Here is a 13,522-nt window from a genome sequence, read left to right on the forward strand (position 1 = left end):
CACCCTGGCCTTCGGGTCGCAAGAGGTTAAATCAATAGAAGGACACAAGCATGTAGATCTCAAGGCACAGTGCTGGCGGACGCGGGTTCAATTCCCGCCGTCTCCACCAACCAAGAGTTTCAGGGGGTCCAGCGAGACCCAGTGAAACGCCCCAAAGCCCCGGAAACGGGGCTTTTTTATGTCTATCACATCCATATTGATCCATTGGCATCCACGCAAACTTGTGGGTAACATTGTGGGTAACAGCACATCTCCACTTCTCGTTACCCACAAACTGGACACCCATGGCCCGGCAACTCAACAAACTCTCCGCCAACGAAGTGAAAAATGCTAAGGGTTCCGGGGAGATACGGAAACTCACAGATGGTGGCGGCCTCAATCTGGTCATCAAAGGTGAGTACAAATATTGGTGGTTTCGGTACCGTTTTGCGGGTAACGAAAAGACCCTCTCACTGGGCAGTTACCCACAAGTTACTCTTGCGGATGCGCGTAAAGCTCGTGATGTAGCCAAAGGACTGCTTAATGACAACATCGACCCCAGCGCCCACCGAAAGCAAGAGTCTGCTCAGCGAGTATCCGATGGCGAGAACACCTTTCGCTCCCTCTGTGAGGACTGGTACCAGCAGAAACACTCTGCAGAAGTTACTGAGTCACACGCAGTGCGCAACTGGCGAAGACTGGAAATCTATACGTTCCCTCTGCTTGCCAGGCGCCCCATTCGCTCGATCCTGCCTGCCGATATCCTGCAAGTACTGGACAAGATCGTTAAAAAGGGAAACGTTGAAACCGCACACAGGGTTAAAACACTCATAAGCCTGGTATTCCGGTACGCAGTGGCAACATCGCGAGTAGACTCTGACGCAACCCGGGATTTGACCGGTTACCTGCCCAAGACCCAAGTAAAGCACCAACATGCACTGGTTCGACCTGACGAGGTCTCACGCCTGCTGAAGGACATTGAGGCATACCAGGGGCACTTTGCCACGTCAGCCGCCTTGAGAATCTCTCCATTGGTATTCACTCGACCAGGTGATACGCGGCAGATGCTCTGGGAGCAGATTGATTTCGACAAAGCCCTATGGGAACTTCCGACGACTAAAAACGGTGCACCCTTGATGGTGCCTTTATCACGCCAAGCAATTGCCATATTGGAAGAAGTCGAACCCGTCACCAGACACCGCAGCCCGTATGTGTTCCCCAACGCCAGGGATGCCAAACGCCCGATGAGCAATGTGGCAATCAAGGCCGCCCTGGATCGGATGGGGTACGGTGGAAAAATGACTGCTCATGGGTTCCGGGCTATGGCCAGAACCCTGCTGCAAGAGGAACTCAAATACCCTGTTCACCTGATTGAGATGCAGCTAGCGCACCGTGTTGCAGACATGCATGGGCGCGCCTATAACCGGACTGAGTTTCTTGAAGATCGGCAAAATATGATGCAAGCTTGGGCTGACTACCTGACTAAGCTTTTGTCAAATGCTTAGCATAGCGAAGCTAATAGTTTTAGAGTTATGCCTCCGGAATTTCATTCATCACGCTCACATCGTGATCCTACTGACAAAATTGAAACGCTGATCAAACATGCTTTACACCAACAAAAATAGCCACACCCTTTTGTCAGTTACCCGTGCGATCAACGAGTTGTCTGTATCAAGTAGCACTTTTTTTCAACAGGCTCAAAAAGAAAACTGTACCTTTTTAATTAACATACCAGCCGATACTGAAGTCGCAATAATCAGAGCCTTCTCTACATATGACATTTTTAGGCTTACAAACATTCAGCTTAAACGAACCGCCGCATCCTGGCGTCCCACACTTGTCAGCAGTAAGATCCAGTTCTTATCCCTCGATTCATCTGAATGCCTACCGCTAATCTATAGAGAAAATATTCTGAAAGGCAGCTTTACTGCAGTAGGAAAAATGAGCAACGACGGCAGCGTAGATTTAATGGACATGGAGGCTTACAAGTTAAATTACCCTGAAGCACTGTTCGAATTCGCTACCGACGCTAACTTCTTAACATATCAAAAAAATGAAATATTTTCAGAAGATTTTCAAGAAAAAACTACTCAACCAATTAAAAAGCCAATACCTATTACACTCGAAAGTTTACTTATTCGCGCTGAAGAATTATCAAGGATTGCACAAATTGCAACACGTGAACTGGGAAAACTCGAAGCACAGGAATGGATGTCGTCAATGCTCCTCGATCTGAATGAGGCTTCAACATTTTTCTTTTCTAATTCTGTTGATCCAGACCGTAAACGGATACACGCATGGTTTATGGAAAAATGGAGCGAATTCCGTCTCGGAGACGATGTCATTAATCAGGCTGTATACGCAATTATGCCAGACAGCTTTTACCGTGACGCTCCTAGTAAATATAAAGTCAAACCCGAAATTAGAAGCAAATACAACGATTACGCATCTACTGCACTAATAATAATAAATGAATTAGCACAAGATTGCTGGCAAGAAGCTAACTTCCACATTCCTAGAAGGAAATATCGTAGCCGAAAAGATATTATTGAGGAATTAAATGCTCAAGGTTTTACGGCTAAACTAGCTGGAGCCGTATCAAGTTTCATCCGCCCAAAAAAAAGAACTTAAATACTGAAATCAGATATTGCTCGTAGTCTTAAACGATCCTCTAGGCCGTCCCCTCCTAAGGCTTTTCATCTTTGGCATGTTTCCTCTAAAAAAAACTCTTCCGCACTCCGGTAACAGCCTGACCCAATAGTCTACCTTCACCAAGTATTCAGAGACATATCCTTTGAGGTTGGAAACCTTCTCAGAATCAAAGTGATTTATCACTCCAATACCGAGTCTCCTGTACTTGCCCTTGTTCTTATTGCAATTATAATACGTCCCTCTGCCGTTCGTTATGACCTCAGCCCAGTGCTTTCCGATCAACTTAGCTAGAACAATATCCTTACGATACTTTGCTCCGTCATAAAAAACCAAAAGGTGAAAATGGAAACCCTTTAAATGCCCATACTCCAGCTTGCATGCAAAACCAAGCATTCCAGGAACAGGTATTCCTTGGTAAAGATCCCTTTGCATTTTCGACCAATCATTTTTAACCTGCTTTACCTTCTCCCGAAGTTCCTCAGTCTGAAAATATTCTGACCTATACGATAAGTCTACACGCACTACAAGCAATCTTGAGTGTTTATTGAAAAGTGCTTCAACGTATTGACTAAGACTTTTCGACCTCTTCCTCGCCGCCTTATCAAAGCGCCTTATTGTCTTCTTGAATTTAGTTGAATGGGCTTCTGACTTAATGTCGTCAACCAATTCGTTCAGAAAACATACTGCCCTACCTATTTCGTGGGCTAACAGATTATTAATCATATATGGAAGAAAGGGATCCTCTAATCTCTCAACACACCTAAACAACAGATCCGCATATGGACTTACATTGTGTAATGGAAAATAGTAGCTATACTCATACTCACCTACAACAAGTACTGAAATTAGCGCTTTACCAAGCCGCAAAGATCCTAAAGTAGGCTTTCCACCTCTGAGCCTGACATAGAATAAATCTTCATCACATTCAACAACAGATTTAACTACCCTATCTATCCGTTTCAATCTTTTTATTAGGTCATCTTCTACTGTTAATGCTCTATCATCTATTTCAGCATTATCATCAACACCCTCTACTCCGCTTTGGCTCTCCATCACTACTCTAACCACTCGACCATTAATAACTTACCATTATAATTATATCAATGTGTTATTCGTCTATCACTCACTCATCACTACAACACATAACACCAATTAAATAATAATACAAAATAAAAATCACAACCAATTAACTTGCAACCCCGAAAAACAACTTCAATTAACGGAAAACTCAGCCACCCACGAATATAAGTTAGTGGCAACAAACCATTAATTTTGATAAATCACCTGTCCAAAAATGGCCACTTGAGCTGCAGCAGCGTTATATGGATCTCCTGGAAATAAATCCACACAAGTAACATTCTGCGCAGTAAAAATTGAAACCTGCCCCTCCATCTTCAGAATGTCGAGGGCATCATTTAGCCTGACTTTGTTTCGAATGCGGCCTGGGCCATACTGCCGGATATGGTTTTTACGAATGTACCGCTGATTACCCATTCGTACACTGTCCAACCAGTTTCTTAGCTCCTGAGCATCAACTATATGTCTTGGAGGTGGCAAAAATATCCCAAGATATTCGTCGGAATACCAGAAGCCAATGTCGATAGCCATGTTAAGCACTTCCTTCGATATATCCCCTTCATAACCTTCGAACCAATGGATGCTTGCTGCTAAGCGGGCAATATTATTCGGCAGCTTTGACGCGTGATCTCCCGCATTCTCAAACCGGCCACCTGGCCTGATCTGGACCTCTATTTCGTTTGCAATGTCCGTCCATAGATTTGATGCGTCAGGGCTAAAATGCAGCACCTGCTTCTCTGATTCCGGAGCTTCCAGCAAACCGACAACCTGGTTTAGCAGCTCGTTCATACGGCTATTAAATAGTTCTTGTTTCTCCGCCGCTGGTGAGCCATTTCGAACAAATCGATTCCCTTGGGTAGACTCTGGCCGGGAGACTAGAAACCGTGCCCATAGGCCAGATCCTCTTGTAGCCTCCCCGCGACGATCCATATACGCTTCAAAGGCACTATTCTGGACCATGAGCATGACTGTTAGCCGCCGATCAACAAGATCAAAACTTTCTCGTGTCGCTCGATCTACAGTTATTGTGTCACCACTCCAGATGGCGTTTTGTTTTGCTAGGTCATTAAATGCTCGACCTGCTAGAACGCCACCGCCCTCGCTTGAAATCAGCCCGGCTGCCGGTAGGTTTTGATAAAGTCCGTAGAACAGCGCTTCAGATGTGGAGTCGTCATAAATAATCTTAAATTCCCTGGGTTTTTTTGGCTCAGAATTTTCATGCTCTAGCAATTGCTGTCGGCTTAAATCCGAGAGGGCTTCACCTGCCCCCTTGTTTACAGCACTTTTTATAATTGCTTTTCGCTCAGCTCTCCAGAGATCGTGCTCAACCTTCCAAGCTCGCAAATTTTGCGTGAACTCATATTTTTGCCGCTTTTGAAACCTGTAGATCTCAGCTAGAACACTACTTTCTACTGCGGTTTTTCGTTCCCCCGAATCTCCAATTGTTAAGTACATTTGTGATGTAGGCACAACCTGGCCAATTGGCAAGCGAACATCAATCAAGCCTTGCTGAACTAGTGAGATAGCCCCAAATATGCAGCTATAAATCATCGGCTTAGGCGCTTGGATGTTATGCTCAATTTCCGCCGCAGCAGAGGAAATGAGCGGAGCATTCACCAAATATGGAAATACAACATTTTGAGGTGGCAGAGAGACGCACTGAAACCCTCCACCAGCCCAACGCTGCGCTGGCCCGCCGTGGTAATTATTATGCACCATCATCCAACTCTCGATGTCGAAACGCAGGCCTCAAGCCATTCATTTAACTCCGATTCCACCCAACCAACAGCGCCGCCGCCCAGGCGAACCTGTTTTGGAAATGAGGGATCATGCTGTTTAGCTCTTGGGTCAAGCTTGGCGTAGATTGTGGATCGCGATAGTCCTGTTCGTGTCATGACGTTTTTCAGCCGGAGAATGGTTACAGTTGCTCGTTTTGAATCAGGCATTATTTGCTCCTCGGTAAGTGCCAGAGCATTTATCCTAAAAGAACAACTTGAAGAGGGTACAGAACGTGAGGCTAACGATTACTCACGTTAGCTTTTTTTGGGGGGATTAAATTCATTGTAAAAGCATGGTGGTAGGCTGGGCGCAAGCTATACCTGCTATTCGTAGCAGGTATAGCAGGGAGCCATACAAGATGACATAAGATCCGGATTGCCTTGGCAAGAGATGTGGTCAGTCATTGAGCCCACGCCCAACCGACTACCATTACTCGTTAATGCAGCTTGGTGAAAAGCTTATTGAGGTATGCCTGGCCGCCATCTTCCATGAACAACACATGCCGGTTCTCCAGCTCAGCTTTCTGGGTAGGATCACCCACGTTGAGCAAATCCGAAAACTTGGTCGGTGACAGCACAAAAGCATTCAGAACCAAAGCTGGCTCGCCGGGTTTGGCCTGGTCGGCAAGGGTTTGTTCCAGCGTTTTTACCTCCTTGTATAAGCCAAGCTTTGGATGCGACAGATCCAGATTGCGCAACCCTTTAGGATCAACGAAAGAAAGCCATTGCTGCCCTGTCGCCTCGTCCACCAACCACAAAAGGAAATCCGGGTAGAAGTTGCCTGCCAGCGCAAAGCCTAGGCCCTTCTTTTCGCTATCGGCATTACGCAACAGGTACAGACTGCGCGAACCAATCATTCCCTTGCCTTCTGGCGACCGATAGAATTTCTGGAGATCCTGGACAAACTGCCATTCGCTGGGCGCGTCAAAGCCCAGAGGACGCATTTTCAAAGGCACTGAGTCTTTATCCTCCGGTGCCAGCAGTGGATAGTACAAGTGGCGATCAAAACTGATAGCGACCATGTGAGGCGCATTCCACTGGCTGGCCTCACCGATCTTGCCATCGGCTACTAACTGCTTCAGCACTTCCAGTTTTTTGAGGTACGCCAGCCCATCATCAGTGTTGTCTATTTCGAATTGATAAAGCTTGAGCATTGAGCCGTGGTCTTCGTCGATATGGGCAATATCGTAGAACTGGCCTTCATAGCCCTTTTTCAAAGCATTATAAAAACGGTCGGTGTAATCAATCAGTAAGCGAATCAGGACATCTTCCTGTTTACTGACATCACTAAAGCGACGCACCGTTAATTCAACTGCCGGAATAAACAGCGTGTACCAGTCAGCTGGGCCTGAACAGAAGTCGATAAGCTTCCGGCGGTCCAATCGCAGATTGCTCCAGCTGCGCTGAATTTTGTATTCCTGCAAAGCCAAATAAATCCGATCCCAGTTAAATAGGGTAAACAGATCAGCGTTCAGCTGGCCCCGGTGCCGTGCTTCGGCCGCATTTGAAGAGCCTTGGGTGCGCTCTGTGCTCAGTGCTTCAACACGGGGATACAGGTCGAGAATCACATGGGGCCGTTTGATCTTGTTCTTGAACTCCGTTGGAATCTCATACAGCCAGGGATAATGCGTGCGTTTGAAACCCTGCTTTTGGTTATCTTTGTAGCCGTCTTTCAAGGCCAAAGTCTTTAGCTTGCTAACTGGCAGGTTGGCTCGTGTAGGGAAGTCCAGCTCTAAAATCTCATCACTGGGCGTAACCCCCTCCTCGCGCAAGTAGTCTTTGAACGCGGCCATATAGCTGGCACGCACACCGAAAACATTGAGCGTTTCCAGTTTCTCCAGATGTGTTCCTTTCGGGCGCTCCTGCGGAGTGGTGCGCTTTAACGAGAAGCCCTTCCCTTTAAGACGCACACCGCGACCAAACAACTGGATGATCTGAGAGCCTTCGCCCTGCCCCATGTTCAACAGGCCCATGGTAGACACTCGCCAGCTACTCCAGCCTTCGGTGAATTTTCGTGAACCGACCAACACGTTGAGCTGACTGCTCTTATTGTTAAGCGTTCCAAATAAAGCGCCGCCGAAGTCATCGCGCTCGCTGTCGAATGCCCCCACATCCTCCGCCTGACTAAAAAGCTTACCGTCATCCCCGATATTGATCAGTCCAAATGGCTCGGCATCACCAACACGCAACGCCAACTCACCTTTGCTGCTCTTGATATTAACCAGCTTCAGCCGCTGTCGAGCTCGGGCATTAAAAACCCGCTGCAGAATGTCGGCATAGAGAGCGTCAACGTTGCCCACAAAGCCCATAAGGGGCGTAAAGCGCCCACTGAAAATATTGTTTCCTTTGGCATCCAGAATCTGGGCTTTATCGGCGACCAAATCAGCCAACCAGACTTTAATCTGCGCATCGTTATTCAGGAAGTCAGCCAGGAACTTCACTACTTCCAGAATATCGGATTCCTCACCGGACACGGTGTTGCCCACAAACACCCACAACGGTTTCTCTATGTTGAAATCGCTCAACTTGTCGCGATGGGTACTCCACAGCCAGAGCTGTTGATAGAAGGCCAACAAACAAGCGGTGAAATACTTGGCCGCATTATCCTCGTGCTCGTAGGCGTCTCCGTTCATATTGAGAATCAGGGACTCTTTGCCGTAACCATCTTCATAGAAGTACTTGTAGGAATAATCGAACAGAATGCACTTGGCGTAGTTTTCTCGAGTAGCCGTTACACGGGCAAGACGTCGCTCTTCAGCGCTCAGTGCGAGTTGTGCGAATTGGTCTTCATCCAGTTTTTTCAGGTTGGTCGTCCCAAACAGCATCTTGGCGCGCTTTTTCTGGATCTCCAGCTCTGCCATCTCTACGGTGTAACCTTTGGCAACGGCCTGCCCAAAGGTAGCAGAATACTCAAACGCAAAGCCCCCCTGCACCAGAGCATTACGGCGCCGCATCCATGCCGTGGCATCTTTACCTGTACCCCTGTGGCCCTCGTCCACCAGAACTAAATTATTGCCCTCAAACGCTTCCACCGCGACGGTTTTATCGCCCATTTCGTCGCCTAGCTTATTGATGTCGATGACCTCAACCATGCCGGGGTATTTCATCGTTTGATTTTTATTGAAGTGCTGCGCTGGGAATCCAGACAACTTGAGCTCTTCCAGGTGCTGCCGTGACAGCCCCTCATTGGGAGTCAGCAGAATAATCTTGTCCGGATGACTGCTTGGGTGGCCAGCCTGAAAGTAGTGCAAGTATTGCTTGATGTTGACGTGTAACAGCAGTGTTTTTCCACTACCCGTAGCATTCCAAAACGCCACCTTGTTTAGCTCATCGACTACAAAGTCCCGGAAAGGTTCTGCGCCCTGCTCCTCCCGGTAAAGAGCCATTTGCTCGTTCACTCCATCAAGCAGAGCCTGTCGTTTGTTGAAGTACCAGTCCAGGTAAATCTCGCTGAACAACAGCGACAAATACTGAAAGTACTTCATCTGAAGTTCGTGGCCTTCCAGCTTGTTTCGCTCTTTAGTAATGGCCTGCCAAAAGCTCACAATGTTCAAGTCATATCGGCGCAGATCCGATTCGGCAATCAAGTTGGGATTGAACAGACCGTGCATCAGCTCATGAAAAAACTTGCTCTGACCATCTTCTCCAATGCCCTCATGCCGGTCTTCGCCCAAACGTAGCTTCAAATCAGCCAGCTTTTCGGTATTGAAGAACGTCAACATCCAGCGATTAAGTACCAGTTCCTGGTGGAAGCTGCGCTTCTGTTTTTTCTTGCTCACTCCGCATCCCCCTCAGGCTTGCTCGGCTTTTTGACTTTACCGGGCTTGCTTTCCAGCATTCGAGCTGCGGACTCTAACTCACGGATGTTCTCAATGGCGCCAAGCGTTTCTTTCTCCTCGCGACGACGTACTGCGAATTTCTCGAACTCGGCATGGGCGATAGCATCCGCTTGCTTACGGGTGCGCTTGCCTGCATCCGGCAGAACCTGGCGGTCGTTAAACTTCAGAAAATCGTCCAGCTTCTGCTGCCAATCAGCCATGAAAACCTGCTTGCGACGTTCTGCCTGATCCTCAGCAAAATCCAGCCACATGGTGATGATGCGGTTCAGCTCACGGATCTCGTCCTCACTCAGATAATTCTTGGCCACCGTGACGTCTCGCTTGCGCACCTCGTCACCCGCCCAGCTGGTAAGCCCTGCATTGGGCATCAAGTGATTAATGCGGCCGGCGATTATTTCCGGCGCGGTCATACCGGCGACTGCAAAGTGCAGTTTGTTTTGCATGGTTTGAAAGAAGCGCGTGGTTTCCTTCAGCGACAGCTGGTAGTCCGCTGCCAAAGCAAAGATCTCACGCACCCGCAAGTACATTCGCCGTTCGCTTGCGCGAATATCGCGGATACGTTCCAGCAGTTCGTCAAAGCTGTCAGGTACTCCAGATCCAGCCACCGGCGGATTCTTGAGGCGCTCATCGTCCATCGCGAAACCTTTGACGATGTACTCTCGCAAAACCTGAGTGGCCCACTGGCGAAACTGGGTGGCGCGTACCGAGCTCACCCTGTAGCCCACAGAAATGATCGCATCCAGATGGTAGAAGCCCGTTAGGTACCGTTTACCATCAGAAGCAGTTATCCGGAATTTCCGGATAACTGCTTCTTCCTGCAACTCATTGTCTTGAAATATATTTTTTAGGTGCTCACTGATAGTTCGGACGTCAACGCCAAACAACTCAGCCATTTGTTTCTGTGTTAGCCATAGGCTCTCATCATAAAGCCGCGCTTCTACGCGCAGGCGCCCATCCTTCCCAGGGTAGATAACCAACTCACCCGCCATGTCCGGACCTAAAAGCGATGCAGGTTCTTGATCAGCCATTACACATCCTCCACGGAGAACATGCGCTCCAGAAACTCGGGCTCGATTTGACGCAACTTCAGGACACGAGTAGCACCGCCTTCTTCTTCAGTCTGGGTCAACACGGTCGGGATGTTATGATCCCCGTTGATATACACCACATCGAATTCATTGTCGGCTGGATTGATGGCCAACTTGTCGCACAAACGGGCAACGCCTTCATAATCCAGAACATCGCAATCGCGCCACAACACCAGGCAACTCTCACCACTGGGCAGAGTGCCAGTAACGGTAACGAAGCCGCGTTGCGGCTGGGCATCCATGTGCTTTACCCGCAGGCCAATCAGGTAATTGAAGGTTTCTACCAGATCAACCTTTGTGCGTTCATGAGCACCGGATGAATCGGCGGCAATATTCATGGTGTAATCAAAGGGTTTTTTGAAATCTTCGACCGATAAAAGTGAACCTCTGCTTTCCACATCCAGCATGTAGTGCAACAGGTAGTCATCTTTGGCTGATTGTTCCAGCATTTCGAAGGTCTGGCCCTGCATTGCATCCCGGCGCAGCTGCAGGTTGTTCAGGGTGTCTTCGTAGCTCTCTAGTTTGAGGACTTTAAAGCAGTGAGAAACGGCTGTATCAGGAGCGATGGGTTTTCCATTCACCCACTCCTCAGAGAAAACAACTTTCTGCAACCTTGGTTTCAGTACAGCATCAAAGTACTCGCCTTGCTCAGCAATCACATATCGCCGATGCCCTCCATCTCTTCTGTTGAGATTTATTACTGCATGCGCCGTTGTCCCCGATCCGCCGAAGTAGTCCAAGATATAGGCATTAGGGTCGGATGCGCCTGAAATGTAAATCGAATCGACTACCGCATGGATAGACTTTGGATAGGAAAAAGGGTTAACGCCAAAAAGTGCCTTGAGTAGTGCAGAACCATGCTCCGTGGATGAGTGTTTGGAATCTGCCCATGTTGATACAGAAACGACTCCCCCTTCATTAGGACGTCGCTTGTAGTAAACATAATTCTTGCCTGAACGATCTTTTCGTACCGCCAGATCCGACTTTCTTTCTTCAACCGTTCGCCATTCCCAGCGCCAGCGCTTCTCATCCTTGTCTTCATTATCTGGGAAAACAACCTCTTCGCCGGAGACTGGTTTTTCACAGGGGATCCACTCCTCTGTTTCCTCGCGCCAATCCATTTTTGGCACACGCAGCTCTTTGTCAGTCACATAGATCGGGTAGTACATTGCGCGACGCTTATCTCTATCTGAGTCCGAACCCTCTCGACGCAAATTACGCCATTCGTAAATTCCAATTTGATCAGACTCTTTGAACCGGGCGAGCTGCGCTGCCGTAGGCGGCAGCCGTTGAATTTTTGAAGCATCCGATTTCCCCGCAAAAAGCAGGTACTCGTGAGAAACCGCATAACCAGTGAGCGTTGGGCGCCCTGATGGATTGGAACGAACATTGATAACACCAAGAAGATTGTCATTAAAAACACCTGACAATATAAAACTTAACTCTCGTTGCTGAGCATCATCGATAGCTGACACAAGCACACCGCCAGAAGTCATCAGCTTTGGAGTAAGTTCAAGGCGGGACTGCATTAGGGACGCCCAGCTGGACGATTTATATCCGTTTTTATAACAAATAGCGCTAGCGTTTGTGTTATAGGGAGGGTCAATGTAAACACAATCGAATTTTTCCGAATATCGAGCATCTAAAAAGCTCAGAGCTTGAAAATTGTCACTATTAATCAGCAACCCATCGATTGATGAATCCAAGTCATCGATTGATTGGCTCAAACGATTTTGGACAGATTCTTCATACAAACTAGTATCTAGCATCCGGTGTAACCCAGACTTTAGATCTTCAATCGTACCGGGAATGGCACCATCCCATATTCCTATTTTCTTCCATTCCTGCCACTGTTTTTCATTGGCCGCTATCTCGGGATACAACTCTTCCGGCACCCGATCCAAGGTAATGCAATAATGACTGGAGACAACAAACTTCTTCTTCAACCAAAGCTTTTTCTGAAAAGCTTCCAACTGCGCCAGAAAATCAGTCAGCTCTAAAGCGATTGCACGCAGGCACTGAATCATGCGAAGGTTTTTTTCAATGTCAGCAAAGGTGCCCGCATTCTGCACGTCGTCGAGATGCATGACTTCATTCTTGATGTAGAAGTCCAGCTCTCGGCGTAAAAAGCCACCCAGATCTTTGTGAATGAAGTAATCGGCTGTATTTTTAGTGGTGTAGTCGGTCAGGTACTTTTCCAGCAGGGTGCGCTGGGGGTTCTTTTCAGTGGGGGCACGGTTAGCGAGATCCAGCCAGCGGGCTTTAACACTTTCATCGTCCAGCACAACGCCCACAGCCTGTTTGATAAGGGCATCCTGCTTGGTGCCTTTGGCCTGGGGCGCATAATCAAAGCGAATAATCAGCTCTTGGCTATCATCGCTGCCGATTTCTTCAACCGGGATCAATTCTTCTTCATACTCATCACCCTGCTCATCAGTTCGGATGACTGCTTTTGGCTGAACCAATGCAAACCGACGCTCTTTGTCGTTATCCTTGCGGTTGTCCTTGGCGGTATCTGCCGACACCAGACGGAAGTGTACTGTGCGTCCGTCTTCCAGCTTAAAGCTGAAATTGGCGAAGTTCTCACCGCTCTTAGTGTAATACTGGTCTTTGTTAGCCCAGTGCAGCATCACTTCTTCACCGGCATAGGGGATGGCGTAGGTATCGCCCTTGTAACGGCGCTGACTAATAAAGTCACCGTTATCGTAGTAGCGTGAGAAGAAGGTTAGCAGGTGCGAAAAGACGGCATTTTCGTGCTCGGAAGCTCCGCCACTGTATGCGGCCAACTTTTCTCGCAGTTCCTGCACCTTAGGCACGCTGTTCGGATCGAGGCCATCAGCAGAGTACTGCTCTTCCTTTTCTTTCAGTTCGCGGGCGACTTGTTCGCGCTGAACATCACTGCCGCTGCTCAAAGCGATTTGTACTTTTTCCGGCAAACGTTGTTCCAGATACTCATTAATCTCATCAGCGCGGGCATTGAGAATGCGATAGATGCCAAAATCCAGCTCTGGACGGTCTATCTGGAAAATCTCGCGCAATTTGGCAACGAGTTCCTGGAATTTAGCGTTTTTCATTGCGCTCATCATTCAAGCCTTAAAGGTTGTGTCCC

General features: G+C 48.1%; 8 protein-coding genes and 1 other RNA gene. 3 read left to right on the forward strand and 6 right to left on the reverse strand.

Annotated features, from left to right (window positions below):
• The 3 genes from ssrA to ACN0RL_RS09600 all read left to right on the forward strand — a co-directional run.
• Window positions 1-109: a transfer-messenger RNA gene (gene ssrA, locus ACN0RL_RS09590) on the forward strand; the annotation flags it as partial.
• Window positions 110-284: 175 nt separating this feature from the next.
• A complete protein-coding gene (locus ACN0RL_RS09595) occupies window positions 285-1,484 on the forward strand; it encodes a tyrosine-type recombinase/integrase (RefSeq protein ID WP_417516109.1) in 1,200 nt (399 codons plus the stop codon).
• Between the two features lie 97 nt (window positions 1,485-1,581).
• Complete coding sequence (locus tag ACN0RL_RS09600) at window positions 1,582-2,610, forward strand: hypothetical protein (protein WP_417516111.1); 1,029 nt, start codon at window positions 1,582-1,584, stop codon at window positions 2,608-2,610.
• Between the two features lie 9 nt (window positions 2,611-2,619).
• Here the strand turns inward: ACN0RL_RS09600 and ACN0RL_RS09605 are convergent, their stop codons facing one another.
• The 6 genes from ACN0RL_RS09605 to ACN0RL_RS09630 form a co-directional block, all read right to left on the reverse strand.
• Window positions 2,620-3,684 (reverse strand): YagK/YfjJ domain-containing protein, encoded by a 1,065-nt coding sequence (locus ACN0RL_RS09605; protein WP_417516357.1) that lies wholly within the window; start codon window positions 3,682-3,684, stop codon window positions 2,620-2,622.
• A 213-nt stretch (window positions 3,685-3,897) separates the two neighbouring features.
• Window positions 3,898-5,430 carry a YfjI family protein gene (locus ACN0RL_RS09610; RefSeq protein WP_417516113.1) on the reverse strand — a complete coding sequence of 511 codons (1,533 nt, stop codon included), beginning with the start codon at window positions 5,428-5,430 and terminating at the stop codon, window positions 3,898-3,900.
• On the reverse strand, window positions 5,427-5,654 hold the full coding sequence (locus ACN0RL_RS09615; protein WP_417516115.1) for a helix-turn-helix transcriptional regulator: 228 nt from the start codon (window positions 5,652-5,654) through the stop codon (window positions 5,427-5,429). Before ACN0RL_RS09615 ends, ACN0RL_RS09610 begins: the two co-directional genes overlap by 4 nt.
• Window positions 5,655-5,923: 269 nt before the next feature.
• A complete protein-coding gene (locus tag ACN0RL_RS09620) occupies window positions 5,924-9,265 on the reverse strand; it encodes a DEAD/DEAH box helicase family protein (RefSeq protein ID WP_417516117.1) in 3,342 nt (1,113 codons plus the stop codon).
• The gene (locus tag ACN0RL_RS09625; RefSeq protein WP_417516119.1) at window positions 9,262-10,353 is read right to left on the reverse strand and encodes a virulence RhuM family protein; all 1,092 of its coding nucleotides are present in this window, start codon (window positions 10,351-10,353) and stop codon (window positions 9,262-9,264) included. Before ACN0RL_RS09625 ends, ACN0RL_RS09620 begins: the two co-directional genes overlap by 4 nt.
• Complete coding sequence (locus ACN0RL_RS09630) at window positions 10,353-13,487, reverse strand: site-specific DNA-methyltransferase (protein WP_417516121.1); 3,135 nt, start codon at window positions 13,485-13,487, stop codon at window positions 10,353-10,355. The genes ACN0RL_RS09625 and ACN0RL_RS09630 overlap by 1 nt, the downstream gene beginning before the upstream one ends.
• Window positions 13,488-13,522 lie beyond the last annotated feature (35 nt).

The sequence above is a fragment of the Marinobacter sp. genome, from assembly GCF_048259445.1.
Classification (GTDB): Bacteria; Pseudomonadota; Gammaproteobacteria; order Pseudomonadales; family Oleiphilaceae; genus Marinobacter.

Coding starts and splice junctions, on each gene's coding strand:
- ACN0RL_RS09625 (WP_417516119.1), bottom strand. CDS start 10,353: ATGGCTGATCAAGAACCTGCATCGCTTTTAGGTCCGGACATGGCGGGT.
- ACN0RL_RS09600 (WP_417516111.1), top strand. CDS start 1,582: ATGCTTTACACCAACAAAAATAGCCACACCCTTTTGTCAGTTACCCGT.
- ACN0RL_RS09615 (WP_417516115.1), bottom strand. CDS start 5,654: ATGCCTGATTCAAAACGAGCAACTGTAACCATTCTCCGGCTGAAAAAC.
- ACN0RL_RS09605 (WP_417516357.1), bottom strand. CDS start 3,684: ATGGAGAGCCAAAGCGGAGTAGAGGGTGTTGATGATAATGCTGAAATA.
- ACN0RL_RS09595 (WP_417516109.1), top strand. CDS start 285: ATGGCCCGGCAACTCAACAAACTCTCCGCCAACGAAGTGAAAAATGCT.
- ACN0RL_RS09630 (WP_417516121.1), bottom strand. CDS start 13,487: ATGAAAAACGCTAAATTCCAGGAACTCGTTGCCAAATTGCGCGAGATT.
- ACN0RL_RS09610 (WP_417516113.1), bottom strand. CDS start 5,430: ATGATGGTGCATAATAATTACCACGGCGGGCCAGCGCAGCGTTGGGCT.